Annotated in this window: 16 protein-coding genes and 1 pseudogene; 10 read left to right on the top strand and 7 right to left on the bottom strand. The window is 69.3% G+C overall.

Annotated elements, in window-relative coordinates; genetic code table 11:
- Positions 1–50 precede the first annotated feature (50 nt).
- A complete protein-coding gene (locus tag AU194_RS26160; protein WP_369804233.1) occupies positions 51–386 on the top strand; it encodes a DUF4233 domain-containing protein in 336 nt (111 codons plus the stop codon).
- Here the strand turns inward: AU194_RS26160 and AU194_RS26155 are convergent.
- Positions 313–1,491 (bottom strand): hypothetical protein, encoded by a 1,179-nt coding sequence (locus AU194_RS26155; RefSeq protein WP_059092188.1) that lies wholly within the window; start codon positions 1,489–1,491, stop codon positions 313–315. The two genes, AU194_RS26160 and AU194_RS26155, sit on opposite strands and share 74 nt — an antisense overlap.
- A complete protein-coding gene (locus AU194_RS26150; protein ID WP_059092269.1) occupies positions 1,484–2,419 on the bottom strand; it encodes a metal-dependent hydrolase in 936 nt (311 codons plus the stop codon). Before AU194_RS26150 ends, AU194_RS26155 begins: the two co-directional genes overlap by 8 nt.
- A gap of 88 nt (positions 2,420–2,507) precedes the next feature.
- Here AU194_RS26150 and AU194_RS26145 point away from each other — a divergent pair, with 88 nt between their 5' ends.
- The 7 genes from AU194_RS26145 (at position 2,508) to proB (ending at position 10,142) form a co-directional block, all read left to right on the top strand.
- Entirely contained in the window at positions 2,508–3,116 is a 609-nt protein-coding gene (locus AU194_RS26145; protein ID WP_059092187.1) for a TetR/AcrR family transcriptional regulator, read from the top strand.
- 46 nt (positions 3,117–3,162) lie between these two features.
- The gene (gene ndk, locus AU194_RS26140; protein ID WP_059092186.1) at positions 3,163–3,573 is read left to right on the top strand and encodes a nucleoside-diphosphate kinase; all 411 of its coding nucleotides are present in this window, start codon (positions 3,163–3,165) and stop codon (positions 3,571–3,573) included.
- 295 nt (positions 3,574–3,868) lie between these two features.
- Positions 3,869–6,733, top strand: a complete 2,865-nt coding sequence (locus tag AU194_RS26135) for an Rne/Rng family ribonuclease (protein WP_059092185.1) — start codon at positions 3,869–3,871, stop codon at positions 6,731–6,733.
- A 162-nt stretch (positions 6,734–6,895) separates the two neighbouring features.
- Positions 6,896–7,207, top strand: a complete 312-nt coding sequence (rplU, locus tag AU194_RS26130) for a 50S ribosomal protein L21 (protein ID WP_059092184.1) — start codon at positions 6,896–6,898, stop codon at positions 7,205–7,207.
- 16 nt (positions 7,208–7,223) lie between these two features.
- Entirely contained in the window at positions 7,224–7,490 is a 267-nt protein-coding gene (rpmA, locus tag AU194_RS26125; RefSeq protein ID WP_059092183.1) for a 50S ribosomal protein L27, read from the top strand.
- Positions 7,491–7,572: 82 nt separating this feature from the next.
- On the top strand, positions 7,573–9,030 hold the full coding sequence (gene obgE, locus AU194_RS26120; protein WP_059092182.1) for a GTPase ObgE: 1,458 nt from the start codon (positions 7,573–7,575) through the stop codon (positions 9,028–9,030).
- On the top strand, positions 9,027–10,142 hold the full coding sequence (gene proB / locus AU194_RS26115; protein WP_059092181.1) for a glutamate 5-kinase: 1,116 nt from the start codon (positions 9,027–9,029) through the stop codon (positions 10,140–10,142). Before obgE ends, proB begins: the two co-directional genes overlap by 4 nt.
- Here the strand turns inward: proB and AU194_RS26110 are convergent.
- Both AU194_RS26110 and AU194_RS26105 read right to left on the bottom strand, forming a co-directional pair.
- Entirely contained in the window at positions 10,086–10,751 is a 666-nt protein-coding gene (locus tag AU194_RS26110) for a hypothetical protein (RefSeq protein ID WP_231743583.1), read from the bottom strand. The genes proB and AU194_RS26110 overlap by 57 nt on opposite strands.
- Before the next feature lie 9 nt (positions 10,752–10,760).
- Positions 10,761–11,597 (bottom strand): NAD-dependent protein deacetylase, encoded by an 837-nt coding sequence (locus tag AU194_RS26105; RefSeq protein ID WP_059092179.1) that lies wholly within the window; start codon positions 11,595–11,597, stop codon positions 10,761–10,763.
- Between the two features lie 187 nt (positions 11,598–11,784).
- Between AU194_RS26105 and AU194_RS31465 the strand changes: the two are divergent.
- Positions 11,785–11,922, top strand: a pseudogene (locus AU194_RS31465) (SDR family NAD(P)-dependent oxidoreductase); the annotation flags it as partial.
- 108 nt (positions 11,923–12,030) lie between these two features.
- On the opposite strand, the gene AU194_RS26100 reads toward AU194_RS31465, so the two are convergent.
- Both AU194_RS26100 and AU194_RS26095 read right to left on the bottom strand, forming a co-directional pair.
- The gene (locus tag AU194_RS26100; protein ID WP_059092178.1) at positions 12,031–12,510 is read right to left on the bottom strand and encodes a hypothetical protein; all 480 of its coding nucleotides are present in this window, start codon (positions 12,508–12,510) and stop codon (positions 12,031–12,033) included.
- Entirely contained in the window at positions 12,507–14,891 is a 2,385-nt protein-coding gene (locus AU194_RS26095) for a molybdopterin oxidoreductase family protein (RefSeq protein WP_059092177.1), read from the bottom strand. Before AU194_RS26095 ends, AU194_RS26100 begins: the two co-directional genes overlap by 4 nt.
- Positions 14,892–14,965: 74 nt before the next feature.
- Here AU194_RS26095 and AU194_RS26090 point away from each other — a divergent pair, with 74 nt between their 5' ends.
- Positions 14,966–15,373, top strand: coding sequence for a four-helix bundle copper-binding protein (locus tag AU194_RS26090; protein ID WP_059092176.1), 408 nt, complete (start codon positions 14,966–14,968; stop codon positions 15,371–15,373).
- Between the two features lie 8 nt (positions 15,374–15,381).
- Here AU194_RS26090 and AU194_RS26085 read toward each other — a convergent pair whose 3' ends face one another.
- Positions 15,382–15,921: a cysteine hydrolase family protein gene (locus AU194_RS26085; protein WP_059092175.1), complete on the bottom strand. Its 540-nt coding sequence runs from the start codon at positions 15,919–15,921 to the stop codon at positions 15,382–15,384.
- Positions 15,922–15,923 lie beyond the last annotated feature (2 nt).

Raw genomic sequence — 15,923 nt, 5'->3', positions numbered from 1 at the left:
CCGAGCAGACCCCGGCCCCGCCCGACCCGTGGAAGAGCTTCCGCGGGGTGATGGCGGGCACGCTGATCCTCGAGGCCATCGTCGTGCTCCTGGCACTGCCGGTGGTCGGGTCGGTCGGCGGCGGGCTGACCGCGGCGTCGACGGCGTACCTGATCGGTTTCGCGGTGCTGCTCCTGCTGATGTGCGGGATCCAGGGCCGGCCGTGGGCGATCTGGGCCGACCTCGCGGTGCAGGCCGGGCTGATCGCCGGCTGGGTGATCTATCCCGGCGTCGGCGTCATGGGGATCATCTTCGCGGTGGTCTGGCTGATGATCATCTATCTGCGCGCGGAGGTGCTGCGCCGGCAGAAGCGGGGGCTGCTCCCGGGGCAGCAGCCGCGTCAGTAGACCTCGTGGGCACGGTCGCCGCGGCCAGCACGGCCAGCGTCGCGACGATGAAGCAGGCCACGGTGTACCACAGACTGCCCACCGGATCGCCGTCGGCGGTGACCCCGTCGACCGCGCCGAAGTAGGCAGGCAGCGCCGCGACCCACAGCACGGCCATCACCGCGAGATACCCGCCCGCATACCGCAGGATCGGCGTCGGGGCGGGATGTTCGGCGGTCACGCCGCCCCGCAGCCGGCGCCACTGCGCGATCAGCAGCACCGCCGACACCGCACTCAACGCCACCAGCTCCAGCGCGTACACGACGCCGCCGACGTCGGTGCTGCCGGAGACGCCGCCCGCCACGGTGGCGGGCAGCGGCAGGACGAAGGTCCCGACCGCGGCCAGCACACCGGCCACGATCGTGCGCAGCACCACCTGGCCGCCGGTGAACGACCGGCCCGCATCGACGTGCCGGCCGACGAAGAACTGCACGCAGAACGCCAGCGACGTCGGCCACAGCGCCGCGAACACCACCACGCTCGGCAGCGGGACGGAGTCGAAGAACGGTTGGTTGAGCGGGTGCTCCAGCGTCCACTCCCACCAGCGCAGCTGCGGGCCGAGATGGTCGAAGATCTCGTAGAACGCGTGGTGCACGAACCCGACGCACAGCGCCCCGGCGAACGTGCCGTAGCGGCGGAACACCCCGAGCCTGCGAACGATCTCGAACGAGACCGTCGCCATCATCGGGTAGATCGCGACGATGTAGAGCGGCAGACGCCCCCACAGGAACTCGACCGTGAACACGTTGTGCGCGAACATCGTGTCGACGTACTCGTCGATGCCGAACGCGGACGGGAAGTACAGCGGCGGTTCGATGATCAGCAGATAGGCGATCGCCCCGAACCACAGCGCCAGGTTGGTCGGGTCGGCGTGCCTGCGATACCGGGTGACCGCGTAGACCAGCGCCAGCACCGCGCCGGCGATGACCAGCACCTCGAGCACCGGAAGTGTCCAGTTCTCCAGACCGAACGGATTGCGGAACTCGACCAGGCCGCCCGCCTCCGCGCAGGAGAAGCCGAGCCGGGCGGCCAGATCGGCGAAGGTCGGCGTGCACAGATCAGACATGGGCGTCACTCACTTTCGCCGCGGTGTACCACCGGGTGACCTCGTAACCGGCTTCGTAGCGATCGAACCACTCCTGCGCCAGGTCGGGCAGCTTCTCGTGCGCCGGATCGTGCCCCGGGATCTGACTGCGCACGACGCCGGTGAAGGCGGTCAGCATCTCGCGCTTCGGCAGGCGGCGGAAGGCGTTGTCGACGGGCCCGTCGTACGGCACTCCGAGCCGCGGGAAGCGTTGCAGCAGGGCCTTTTTGCGTGCCTGCATACCGAACATCGACAGCGCGTCGACTCGCCGGTCGGCCAGCGGTACGTGTTTGTTGAAGCCTTCACAGGCGACGCGGAGGGCGGCCCACACGTGGGCGAACACCGACGGCGCCACCCGCATGCGGTACCAGGGGTCCTCGATTACCGCGTCGTAGATGATCAGCGCCGAACTGCGGTGCTCGACCTCCTCGACGAAGTGCCAGAGGAACAGCGACGCGACGCGATCGTCGCCGGGGGCGAACAGGGCGGCGTCGTTGTCGAGCATGAGTTTGAACGCCGGGGTGAACGTCGCCTCGAGGTCGGCGGTGTAGGCCAGCCGGTAGCGCAGTTCGGTGTCGGAGGTCAGCGCGTCGTAGGTGGCGATCACCTCGTCGAGGGTCTCCTCGAGGCCCGGGTACCGCTTGATCAGCGCCTTGGTGTGCTGGCGGTGGGCCATCGAGTGCTGACCCTCCTGCCGGGCGAAGGCGTCGGCTTCCGCGGCGATCGCCGGATCGGCGATCAGCGGCATCGCCTCGGGGATCATCGCGCCGATCATCTTCTCGAAGGCCACCGCGAGGAACGAGACGGCGTTGGCCATCGACGAGAACGCGGGGTTGTCCTCGTTCCAGCAGAACGGGACGGGGGATTCGGCGAATGCGAACCGCATCTTGCGGACTATGAGGTCGGTCATCGAGGGCACTCCGCTCGTGAACATACAAACCATACGTGCTTCGTATGATTGTATGTTGACCGGCCGAAGGTCAACTATCCTGCTGACCATGGCGCGGAGGCGAGGGTGGAACGGAGCGCCGCCCGCCGACGACGAGGAGGCTTCCCGGCGCATCGTCGAGGCCGCGGTGGGGCTGCTCGCGAAAACCGGGACGGCGATCAGCATCTCCGACGTCGCGGCCTCGCTCGGGGTCATCCGCCAGACGGTGTACCGCTACTACCCGACGGCCGACGCGCTCATGCGGGCCGCGGCGATCGCCTCGGTGGACGACTTCCTCGACCGCCTCGCCGGCGCGGTTCGCGGCATCAAGGATCCGGCCGAGGCCATGACCGAGGGTGTGCTGTTCTCGCTGGACGAGGTCGCGCGCACACCGCACCTGGGCATCCTGCTGTCCGAGCCGTATGTCGGCACCCACTCCGGGGCCATCGCCTCCGACGAGGCGCGCGCGATCGGCATGCGGATGATCAACCGCTTCGACGTCGACTGGGCCGACTACGGCTACGACGACGCCGCGCTGGGCGATCTGGTGGAGTTCACGCTGCGCACCATGCTGTCGTTCTTCGTGGCGCCCAACCCGCCGTCGCGGTCCCGCGACGAGCTCCGCAGCTTCCTGCACCGCTGGCTGGGCGGGGCGATCCTGTCCCAGAACCACCACTGATCTGCGCATTGACGCTTCGGCAGCCAGGGCCGGTACGCTGTCCGCCGTGACTGAGCGGACCCTGGTTTTGATCAAGCCCGACGGCGTGCAGCGGCGACTGGTCGGGGACATCCTCGCCCGGATCGAGCGGAAGGGTCTGACCCTGGCCGCTCTCGAGCTGAAGACGGTCAGCGAGGACCTCGCCCGCAAGCACTACGCCGAGCACGAGGGCAAGCCGTTCTTCGGTTCGCTGCTGGAATTCATCACCTCCGGTCCGGTGGTGGCCGCCATCGTCGAGGGTCCGCGTGCGATCGCCGCGTTCCGTCAGATCGCCGGCGGCACCGATCCCGTCGAGAAGGCCGCGCCGGGCACCATCCGCGGCGACCTGGCCCTGGTGACGCAGGACAACCTGGTGCACGGCTCCGATTCGCCGGAGTCCGCGGCCCGCGAGATCGAACTCTGGTTCCCCGGAATCTGACGCTGTCTGCGGCGCCTGGTCGGCCGGCGCCGTCTCGTGTGGGATACTGGTCGCGGGTAGCCGGACTTCAACCAGAGTTCGTCGCCCGAATGAAGACTTCGACGTGCGCGACCACCGCCACCGCGGTGCGGCGCCGACCGTCCAGCCGTCATTCAGCCAGGCACTGAGTGGGTTCTGACCTGGGGCCGCTCGGAGCGAGACCACAACAAGCCCGGGGAACGCTCACCGGGTACAACAGCGGAAGCCCTCGCGTGGCCGCGTCTGTAGGACGCGCCCGGGGGCTTGAGGAGAATACGTGGCCGACAGTGAAAATACTCAAGCCCAAGACTCACCGGAATCGTCAGAGGACGTTCAACCTCGCGAAAGGCTCCCCGAACGGCTGAGGGTGCATTCGCTTGCGCGGGTCCTCGGAACCACCAGCAGGCGGGTCCTCGACGCCTTGGCCGAACTCGACGGGCGCGCCCGTAGCGCGCATTCGACCGTCGACCAGTCCCAGGCCGAGAAGGTCCGCGAGGTGCTCGCCAGCGAGGCGGTCGAGGCCGCCGGGGCCGTCGAGGTGCCGGCCGAGGTGGTCGTCGAGACGGTGGAGATCGTCGAGGTCACGATCGAGGCTGCCGCCACCGACAACGAACCCCAAGCCGACGCCGAGCCCGAGTCCCGGGCCATCCTCGAGACCCCGCCGGTCGAACGGGCGGACTACCTGCCGCTGTTCGTCGCACCCCAGCCGGTGCGGTTCCGACCCGCCGACGAGGACGACGACGAAGACGACGACGAGGACGAGGACGACACCGCCTCGACCGACGGCGACGAGGACGGCGACGCCGAGCGTCCCGCCGCGCGGCGCCGCCGCCGCGGCCGCCGGGGCCGGGGCCGGGGCCGTGGTGAGCAGAGCGACGACAACGGCGACGGCGACGGCACCGACAGCGCCGACACCAAGACCGACGATCAGGCCGACAGCGACCAGGGCGGCGCGGACGACTCCGACGACGACAGCGACGACGACACCTCCGGCGGCGACGGCAGTTCGCGCCGGCGGCGCCGCAGGCGGCGGCGCAAGTCCGGTTCGTCGGATGATTCCGACAACGGTTCACCCGACGATCCGCCCAACACCGTCGTGCACGAGCGGCCCCCGCGGGAGCGCGGCGGCAAGTCCGGCGACGGCGACGACAACGAGATCCAGGGCATCAGCGGGTCCACCCGGCTCGAAGCCAAGCGTCAGCGCCGCAGGGACGGCCGCGATGCGGGTCGGCGCCGTCCGCCGATCCTGTCGGAGGCCGAGTTCCTGGCCCGCCGCGAAGCCGTCGAGCGCGTCATGGTGGTGCGCGACAAGGTCCGCACCGAACCCCCGCACGAAGGCGCCCGGTACACGCAGATCGCCGTCCTCGAGGACGGGGTCGTCGTCGAACACTTCGTCACGTCACCGGCGTCGGCGTCGCTGGTCGGCAACATCTACCTGGGCATCGTGCAGAACGTGCTGCCGTCGATGGAGGCGGCGTTCGTCGACATCGGCCGCGGCCGCAACGGTGTGCTCTACGCCGGCGAGGTGAACTGGGAGGCCGCGGGTCTCGGCGGGCAGAACCGCAAGATCGAGCAGGCCCTCAAACCCGGCGACTACGTCGTCGTGCAGGTCAGCAAGGATCCGGTGGGTCACAAGGGTGCGCGCCTGACCACCCAGGTGTCGCTGGCCGGCCGCTACCTGGTCTACGTGCCTGGCGCGTCGTCGACCGGCATCAGCCGCAAGCTGCCCGACACCGAACGTCAGCGGCTCAAGGAGATCCTGCGTGAGGTCGTCCCGCAGGACGCAGGCGTCATCATCCGCACCGCGTCCGAGGGTGTGAAGGAAGACGACATCCGCGCCGACGTGAACCGGCTGCAGGAGCGGTGGACACAGATCGAGGCCAAGGCCGCCGAGATCACCGAGAAGAAGGCCGGTGCCGCCGTCGCGCTGTACGAAGAGCCCGACGTGCTCGTCAAGGTCATCCGCGACCTGTTCAACGAGGACTTCTCCGGGCTGATCGTCTCCGGCGACGAGGCGTGGAACACCATCAACTCCTACGTCGAGTCCGTCGCGCCGGACCTGATGCCGCGGCTGTCGAAGTACGACCCCGCCGGTGACGGCGACCGTCCCGATGTGTTCGCGGTGCACCGCATCGACGAACAGCTCGCCAAGGCCATGGACCGCAAGGTGTGGCTGCCCTCGGGCGGCACGCTCGTGATCGACCGCACCGAGGCGATGACGGTCGTCGACGTCAACACCGGCAAGTTCACCGGGTCCGGCGGCAACCTCGAACAGACCGTGACCCGCAACAACCTCGAGGCCGCCGAGGAGATCGTGCGCCAGCTGCGGCTGCGCGACATCGGCGGCATCATCGTCATCGACTTCATCGACATGGTGCTCGAGTCCAACCGCGACCTCGTGCTGCGCCGGTTGACCGAGGCGCTGGCCCGGGACCGCACCCGCCACCAGGTGTCCGAGGTGACGTCGCTGGGGCTGGTGCAGCTGACCCGCAAGCGGTTGGGCACCGGGCTGATCGAGGCGTTCTCCTCGCCGTGTCCGCACTGCGCGGGGCGCGGGATCATGCTGCACGGCGATCCGATCGACAACGCGTCGGGTAACGGCGGCGGCCGCAAGTCCGAGCCGGGCACCGGCAGGCGCAGCAAGCGCGGCAAGAAGGGCGCCGCCAAGCCCGAAGAAGTGCCCGTGGTCAAGGTGCCGCCGCACCCCGCAGGCGAGCACCCGATGTTCAAGGCGATGGCCGCGGCGAACGGCGGCCGTCACGAGGATGACGACGAGTCCGACGAGACGCAGCCGATCGACGAGCGCGACGACGAGACCGCCGAGAAGGTCCACGACGCGGTCGCCGAAGAGTTGAGCGACGAGGACGAGGACTTCGAGGAGTCCGACGACGACTCCGACGAGGACTCCGACGACGAGGACTCCGATGACGAGGACTCCGACGAGATCGACCTCGACGACGACGAAGACGAGGACGAGGACGACGACATCGACGTTCTGGACTCGGACGACGATGCTGAGGACGATGACTCCGACGAGGATTCCGAGGACGAGGACGACGAACCCGAGGTGATCGCGCTGCCCGTGCGGCGTCCGCGGCGGCGCGCGGCAGCCCGCCCCGCGGGTCCGCCCAGCAACGAGTAGGCGGTTTGACCCTTTACCCGCTGGTCACGTACCCTTGACCAGTTGCCGCCAGGCTGACCGCCGGCGGCCGCGGGCTCGAATCGACGCCCGCACCCCAGACCCGCGCACGCAAGCCCTGGGTACGCAGTGCGCGCACCGGATACGGAAGAGGACTAGGACACGATGGCGAGCTACGCAATCGTCAAGACCGGCGGCAAGCAGTACAAGGTCGCCGTTGGTGACGTGGTCAAGGTCGAGAAGCTCGACTCGGAGCCCGGCGCCTCGGTGTCGCTGCCCGTCGCGCTGGTCGTCGACGGCGCCGACGTCACCACCAAGGCCGAGGACCTGGCCAAGGTCGCGGTCACCGGTGAGGTGCTCGAGCACACCAAGGGCCCCAAGATCCGTATCCACAAGTTCAAGAACAAGACCGGCTACCACAAGCGTCAGGGTCACCGTCAGCAGCTGACGGTCCTGAAGGTCACCGGCATCAAGTAACTGGAGGCGAGAAGACATGGCACACAAGAAGGGCGCGTCCAGCTCGCGCAACGGTCGTGATTCCGCCGCCCAGCGGCTCGGTGTGAAGCGCTTCGGCGGCCAGGTCGTCAAGGCCGGCGAGATCATCGTGCGGCAGCGCGGCACCCACTTCCACCCCGGCGTGAACGTCGGCCGTGGCGGTGACGACACCCTGTTCGCCACCGCTCCCGGCTCCGTCGAATTCGGCAGCCGTCGCGGTCGCAAGACCGTCAACATCGTTCCGGTCGCCCGGCCGGAGGTCTAGTTCCCGCGTCGAGATCGACGTTCGGGCGCCGGATTCTCGTAGCTTGGCGCCCCACTGTCTCTCGACGAAGGAGTGAAACACCATGCCTCGCTTTGTCGACCGTGTCGTGATCCACGCGCGGGCAGGCAACGGCGGCAACGGTTGCGCGTCGGTGCACCGCGAGAAGTTCAAACCACTCGGCGGTCCCGACGGCGGTAACGGCGGTCGTGGCGGCAGCGTCGTACTGGTGGTCGATCCGCAGGTGCACACCCTGCTCGATTTCCATTTCCATCCGCACGTCGTGGCCCCCTCCGGAAAACAGGGCGCGGGCAGCAACCGTGACGGCGCCGCCGGTACCGACCTCGAGGTCAAGGTGCCCGACGGCACCGTCGTCCTCGATGAAGAGGGCCGCGTGCTGGCCGACCTCGTCGGCGCGGGCACCCGCTTCGAAGCCGCCGCGGGCGGTCGCGGCGGGCTCGGCAACGCCGCACTGGCCTCCCGCTCCCGCAAGGCGCCCGGATTCGCGCTGCTGGGGGAGAAGGGGCAGGTCCGCGAACTCACCCTGGAACTGAAGACGGTCGCCGACGTCGGCCTGATCGGTTTCCCCTCGGCGGGTAAATCCTCGCTGGTGTCGACCATCTCGGCGGCCAAGCCCAAGATCGCCGACTATCCGTTCACCACGCTGGTGCCCAACCTCGGCGTGGTCTCCGCGGGCGACAACACGTTCACGGTCGCCGACGTGCCGGGTCTGATCCCCGGCGCCTCGCAGGGCCGCGGTCTGGGTCTGGAGTTCCTGCGGCACATCGAACGCTGCGCGGTGCTGGTGCACGTCGTCGACTGCGCGACGATGGAGCCCGGCCGCGACCCGATCTCCGACATCGAGGCGCTCGAGGCCGAACTCGCCGCGTACCGTCCGACCCTGCAAGGGGATTCGACGCTCGGCGATCTCGCCGAACGGCCCCGCGCGGTGGTGCTCAACAAGATCGACGTCCCTGACGCCCGTGAACTGGCCGACTTCGTCCGCGAGGACGTGGCCCAACGGTTCGGCTGGCCGGTGTTCGAGGTGTCGACGGTCGCGCGGGATGGCTTGCGACCGTTGATCTTCGCGCTGTGGGACATGGTCCGCACCTACCGGGAGGCGCAGCCGCCGGTGGTTCCGCGCAGGCCCGTCATCCGTCCGATCGCCGTCGACGAGACCGGGTTCACCGTGCACCCCGACGGCGACGGCGGTTTCGTGGTGCGCGGATCGCGCCCCGAACGGTGGATCGCTCAAACGGATTTCGACAACGACGAGGCGGTCGGCTACCTCGGCGACCGGTTGGCCCGCCTCGGTGTCGAGGACGAACTGCTGCGTTTGGGCGCCCGCCCGGGCTGTGCGGTCACCATCGGGGACATGACTTTCGACTGGGAGCCGCAGACCCCCGCGGGCGTGGACATCCAGATGTCCGGGCGCGGCACCGACACCCGTCTCGAGCAGACCGACCGCGTCTCGGCCGCCGAACGCAAGATCGCCCGGCGGGAGCGTCGGCGGTCCACCGACGAACCCGGCGGCGACGAGTGAATTCGTCTCATCGGGAGACCATCCGGACCGCGCGCAGCGTCGTCGTCAAGATCGGCACCACCGCGCTGACCACCCCGGCCGGGGTGTTCGACGCCAATCGACTGGCCGTCCTCGTCGAAGCCATCGAGAAGCGGATGCGGGCCGGATCCGATGTGGTCATCGTGTCCTCGGGGGCGATCGCCGCGGGTATCGAACCGCTGCGGCTGTCCAAGCGGCCGACCGACCTGGCCACCAAACAGGCCGCCGCCAGCGTCGGGCAGGTCGCGCTGATCAATTCGTGGAGTACAGCTTTCGCGCGCTACGAGCGCACCGTCGGGCAGGTGCTGTTGACCGCGCACGACATCTCGATGCGCGCGCAGCACACCAACGCCCAACGCACCCTGGACCGGCTGCGCGCCCTGCACGCCGTGGCCATCGTCAACGAGAACGACACCGTCGCCACCAACGAGATCCGGTTCGGCGACAACGATCGGCTCTCGGCGCTGGTCGCGCATCTGGTCGGTGCCGACGCACTGATCCTGCTGTCGGACATCGACGGCCTCTACGATGGCGATCCGCGTAAGGCGCCCAAGGACAATCCGGCCCGCTTCATCCCCGAGGTGGCCGCACCCGACGACCTCGACGGTGTGGTGGCCGGACGCGGCAGCAGCCTCGGCACCGGCGGCATGGCCTCGAAACTTTCGTCGGCGCTGCTGGCCTCCGATGCGGGGGTGCCGGTGCTGCTGGCCGCGGCCGCCGACGCCGCGACCGCACTGTCGGATGCGTCGGTGGGCACCGTGTTCGCCCCGCGCGCCGAACGCATGTCGTCGCGACGGTTCTGGGTGCGGTACGCCGCGGAGTCGACGGGTGCGCTCACCCTCGACCACGGGGCGGTCAACGCCGTTGTGCGGCAACGTCGTTCGCTGCTGCCCGCAGGCATCACCGCGGTGTCGGGGCGGTTCTACGGCGGTGACGTCGTCGAACTGCGCGCCCCCGACGAGACCATGGTCGCCCGCGGTGTCGTCGCCTACGACGCGACCGAACTCGCCACCATGCTCGGCCGGTCGACCTCGGAGCTACCCGCCGAGATGCGCAGGCCCGCCGTCCACGCCGACGACCTCGTCGCGGTCTGACCGCAGCACGTCCAGCAGTGCCCGCACCCGGCGGGCCCGTCGGCGTGCGGCGTCGAGCACGTCGTCGTCGGCAGGGCGGATCTCCACCCCGTGCGCTTCGGCCGTCGCGACAAGAGCCTTGCGCACCGCCGGATCCGCGAGCAGCACGGTGGCCAGCATCCCCGGCGTGAGCGTCCGTTCGCGCAGCAGCCCGCGGTAGTGCACCTCGGCAGGGATCGCCACGTCGAATGCGCCGTGCAGCAGTCCGTCCGCGGTGGCGACGATCAGCGTGAGCGCCGCCTGCCCCGCCGCGTTGAGGGCGAGGCCGCGGAACGGGAACCACGGCAGCGGCAGCTTGTCGATCTGCTTGTCGAGGGCGCCGGAGAGCAGATAACCCGCCACCTTGTGCGTCTCGATCGCCTTGACGTCCGACCACTGCACGGAGTCGCCGTCGAACTCGACGTCGTCCTCGCCGATCGCGAGCCCGCCGAAGTGGTTCAGCAGGCGCAGCAGTTCACGCAGCGGATCCGGTGCGGGAACCAATCGCGCGAGCACGTCGCCGATGCCGAACGCCCAGCGGTGGTCGACCGCGCCGGGCCCGGGCCGGAATTGCCGAAGAAGTGCCGTCACCGGACCCATTCAAGCCGAAGACGCAAGCGCGGGCAGTTCGTCGGCCAGCAGCGCCAGGATCGGGGAGCACCCGTTGTCGAGTTTGACCGTGGCGAGGTCGTCGCCGCGGGTACGGCCGCGGTTGACGATCGCCACCGGCATCCCGCGCGCCGCGGCGTACCGCACGAACCGGTACCCCGAGAACACGGTCAGCGACGATCCGGCGACCAGCAGCACATCGGCGTCGTCGACCAGCGCGAACGCCCGCTCGACGCGCTCCTTGGGCACGCTCTCGCCGAAGTAGACGATGTCGGGTTTGAGCATGCCGCCGCAGACCGGGCAGTCGACGATCCGAAAGCTGGCGGTATCACCGATCACCGCGTCGGCGTCCGGTGCGACGGCGATGCCGCCGACCGCTTCGGCCCGTTCGAGGAAGCCGGGGTTGGCCGCCTCCAACAGGTCGGCCAGCGCCGCGCGCGACATCGTGTGACCGCAGTCGAGGCAGATCACCCGGGCGTAGGTGCCGTGCAGATCGATGACGTTGCGGCTGCCGGCCTTGGTGTGCAGCAGGTCGACGTTCTGGGTGATCAACCCGGTGACCACGCCCAGGCGTTCCAGCCGGGCCAGTGCCCGGTGGCCTGCGTTGGGCAGGGTGGCGGCCATGTGCCGCCAGCCGACGTGGTTGCGCGCCCAGTACCGCTGCCGGAACACCGGATCGGAGGTGAACTGCCGGATGGTCATCGGATTGCTCGGCGGGGAGTCGGGTCCGCGGTAGTCCGGGATGCCGGAGTCGGTCGACATGCCGGCACCGGTGAGTACCGCGACGCGGCGGCCGGCGAGCAGCGCGATCAGTTCCGGGGATTCCACCCGATCCAGAGTAGGGGTCGGGTCCGTTTCCGCTGGTCATCGGTGCGAACGCGGGTCACGCGGCGGCGGTGTGGAAACGGATTTCGGCTGTGACGCCGATCACAAGCGGAATGCCCCGGACACGCGCGGGCTTGACCGCGACGTACTAAGTAACACATCGGTTCGCATCTATCCGGAGGCCCTGAACATGAGCACAGCACCCCTGGCCGGACGGCGAGCACTGGTCACCGGCGGGTCCCGCGGCATAGGCGCGGACATCGTGCGGCGACTGGCCGCCGACGGTGCCGCGGTCGCATTCACCTACTCGGCCTCGGCTGTTCACGCCGGGCTACATCACCGGAGCGAACCTGAACATCGACGGCGGCTACACCGTCTGACGCCACCCGCGAGCCCGCTCGTGACCACCCGGTCATGACCACCAGCGGGCCCCTTCTCAACTGGTCAGCGCCTGTGCGGAGAGCTCCTTGAGCATTGCGTTCGCCCAGCGCATCTGCCGCAGCGACTGAGGATGGCAGCGCTGGGTCAGCTCGATCAGCTCCTGATCCTTGAGCGCCTGCGCGCCCTGGGCGATCAACTCCCAGTCCAGCGACACCCCGGCCGCGACACGGTGCAGCCGGCGCAGATCGGCCAACAGCAGCAACCCCGGCTCGGGGCGTCGGGCGAGCCGGTCGCTCAGCCAGGCCTGGACGGGTTCGGTGAGGGCGGCGGTGCGGGGGCGTTCGCGCAACCGCACCCCGTAGCGGCGCCCCGCCTGCGCGGTGAGCGCGACGTGTTCGCGCGACCACACGGCCAGATCAGTCGCGACGTGGTGGATGCCGTGGTCGCTGTGGTGGCGGGCGGCGATGGCGTCGAGCAGCCGGGCCAGGCGCAGTTCGGAGCGGTGCACCTCCCGCAGGGCCAGACCGAGTTTCACGTCGCCTCCCCGGCTGGTGCGGATGCGGTGAGGGTCGGCGCAGGCGCCGGACCGGTTCCCGCTCGAACCCAGTGCACCCGGGCGGCCGCGGTCTTGAAGATCGGTTGTTTGGACACCGGATCCCAGTCGGTCAGGGTCAGCTCGTTCGCCGCGCGGTGGTGCCCGTCGGATTCAGGAATCTGGGGGACGTCCCAGTATCCGTAGTGGAACGGGACGAACACCACCCCGTCGCGGATGCCGCTGATGCGGCAGGCGGCGGTAACCGACCCGCGGGGTGTGACGACCCGGACCACGTCGCCTTCGGCGATGCCGCCGCGGCGGGCGTCGGCAGGCGACATCTCCACCCATGGTTGCGGTGCGGCGGCCTGTAATTCCGGTGCGCGGGCGGTCTTGGTGCGGGTATGGAAGTGGTACAGGGTGCGTCCGGTGATGAGCACGAACGGGTAAGTGTCCCCGGGCGGCTCGTGGGGTTCGAGGTACTCGGCGGCCTTGATGATCGCCCTGCCGTGCGGGTTCATGGCGCGGTACTCGGTCGGTTCCAGCGGTGCGCCGGTCACCAGGTCCTTGCCGTAGGCCTCGCAGTAGTCGGGGTGCGCCCAGAACCGGCCATCGGCGTACAACCGTTCGGTGCCCTCGGGATGCTCTGCGGTGCAGGGCCATTGGATGCCGCCGCTGCCGCGGAGCCTGGCGTAGGTGAGGCCGGTGTAATCGCACGGGCGGCCCGCGCTGCACTGCTTCCACGCCTCGAACGCCGACTCCGCATCGGTCCACGGCGGTAGCGGTTCACCGTCGGCATCGCGGAAGTCCATGCGCCGTGCGTAATCCAGTAAGATGTCGAGATCGGGGCGAGCATCGCCGGGCGGGTCGACGGCGTGTTCGGACAGATGCACGGTGCGGTCGGCGTTGGTGAACGTGCCCACCTTCTCACCCCACGCCGCCGCGGGCAGTACCACGTCGGCGAGTTCGGCGGTCTCGGTGCGGAAGATGTCCTGCACCACGAGGAACAGGCGTTCGTCGGCCAGGATCGCGCGGATGCGGTCGAGTTCGGGCAGCGATACGGCGGGGTTGGTCGCACTCACCCACAGCATCCGCAGCGTGCCCTGTTCGGCGTAGCGCATCATCTGCATCACGTGGGTCGGCGGCGCGTAGTGGGGGATCTGCCGGGTCTCGATGTGCCACAGCCGGGCGAGGTCTTCGACGTGGGAGTCGTTCGCCCAGTTGCGGAATCCGGCGAGGTCGCCGTCGGCGCCGCACTCCCTGGTGTTCTCGGCGGTGGGTTGCCCGTTCATCTGCAGCAGACCGCAGCCGGGCCTGCCCAGCATGCCGCGCACCAGGTGGATGTTGTTGACCTGCACCGCCGCCGCGGTGGCCTGGTGGGACTGGTAGAAACCCTGCAGCACCGTCGACAGCAGTGCGGTGGCGGTGCCGATCACCTCGGCGGCCTCACCGACCCGTGCGGCGGGCACCCGGCAGATCTCGGCGACCCGCTGGAGTGGAAACTCCGCGACCCGTTTGTCCAACTCCTCGAAACCGACCGTGTGTGCGTCGATGTAGTCCTGGTCGACCCAGTCGTTGCGGATGAGTTCGTGCAGTAGCCCGTTCATCAGCGCGACGTTGGTGCCGGGCAGCGGGGCCAGGTGCACGGTGGCGTGCCGGGCGACCGGTGTCAGGCGGGGATCGACACAGACGATGCGCGGCGGGTTCGGGCCGGCGAGCCGGTCGAGCATCCGCATCCACAGCACCGTCTGCGTCTCGGCGACGTTATGGCCGTAGAGCGCTATGACATCGGCGTGGTCGACGTCGGTGTAGGACCCCGGTTGTCCGTCGCAGCCGAACGATTCCTTGAGCGCCTCGGCCGCCGTCGCCGTGCAGAGCCGGGTGTTGCCGTCGACGTGGTTGGTGCCGATCGCGCCGTGCGCGACCACCGCCTGGGTGTAGTACTCCTCGAGGAACAGCTGTCCGGAGGTGTAGAACCCGATCGAACTCGGTCCGAACGTGTCGAGCAGGGTGCGGCTGCGCGCCACGATGCGTTCCATCGCGGTGTCCCAGTCGGTTTCGACCAGTTCGCCGCCGACCCGGATCAGCGGTGTGGTGAGCCGGTCGGCGGAGTTGTTGGCCTGCCAGCCGAACATGTCCTTCGGGTCGAGCCTGCCGTGGTTGACCCGGTCGTTCCGCCTGCCGCGGACGCCGGCGATCCGGCCGTCGTGCACGGCGATGTCGAGGCCATCGCCGTTGGAGTGCAACACCGACGCCGACTGCACCCAGCCGACGGCGTCCTCGTCGAGCCCATCAGCGAGGTGTGCGTCCACCCGGTGCGGCCACCGTTCCCCGCGACCGTACGGTGTCCGCGCGCCCCAGGGTTCGGTGATCCGATCAGCCACCCTCGGCGGCTACCCTTCGGGCCCGGGTGGAAACCTCGCCGTTTCGGCGGGCCGCGGCCGGGTAGGGCGGCGTCATGAGTAGAGGCGACGAGATGCTGCAGACCTACCCGGGCAACCTGGGCCGGATCGACACCGCTGTGCTGGCGGCGTGCATCGACGCGTGCGTGGACTGCGCGCAGACGTGCACCGCGTGCGCGGACGCGTGTCTCAGCGAGGAATCGGTGGCGAACCTGACCAAGTGCATCAGGACCAACCTCGACTGCGCCGACCTGTGCGACACCACGAGCCGGGTGGTGTCGCGGCACACCGGATACGACGCGAACCTCACCCTGGCCGTGGTACAGGCCTGTCTGGCCGCCTGCCGGGCGTGCGCCGACGAGTGCGGTGCACACGCCGAGCACCACCAGCACTGCCGGATCTGCGCGCAGGAATGCCGCCGGTGCGAACAGGCGTGTGCCGACGTTCTCCACTCACTGGGCTGAACGCCGCGTCAGTGCAGGCAGTCCGCCGCGGCGATCAACTCGGCGCTCATGTTCTGCTCCATCATCCGCAGCGCCGCATCACCCAGCTCGGCGTCGATGTGGGCGACGGCGTCGCGGGGGACGACCACCGGGAAGTGCCGGACGTAGGCGTCGAGGGCGGTGTAGAGGATGCATTGTTCGGTGACCTGGCCGGTCAGCACGACGCGCTCGGGTTTGAGCTGGGTGAGCAGGTACGCCAGCGACGTCGCGTAGAAGGCGCTGTGGCGCACCTTGGTCATCACCCGGCAACCCTGTTGCGGGACGATCGGTTTCACGAGGTCGGGGCGTTCGCCGTCGAGGGCGGAGCGCACGATGTCGCTGAACTCGGCGCTGAAGTCCCCGTAGTTGTCGTTGACGTAGACGAGGTCGACGTCGTCGCGGGCGCGGGCGTCGCTGATCAGTTTCGCCAACGGATCGACGATCGCCTCGACGTTGGGCGCGAGCTTGTCGGCGTCGGGGTGGTCGTAGGTATTCATCATGTCGATGATCAGCACCGCGGTCTTGGTCATGT

Origin of the sequence: Mycobacterium sp. GA-2829 (genome assembly GCF_001499965.1) — a bacterium.
In the GTDB taxonomy this organism is placed as follows: Bacteria; Actinomycetota; Actinomycetes; order Mycobacteriales; family Mycobacteriaceae; genus Mycobacterium.
Note: the sequence above shows the minus strand (reverse complement) of the source record. Positions and strands in the feature narration are given on the sequence as shown.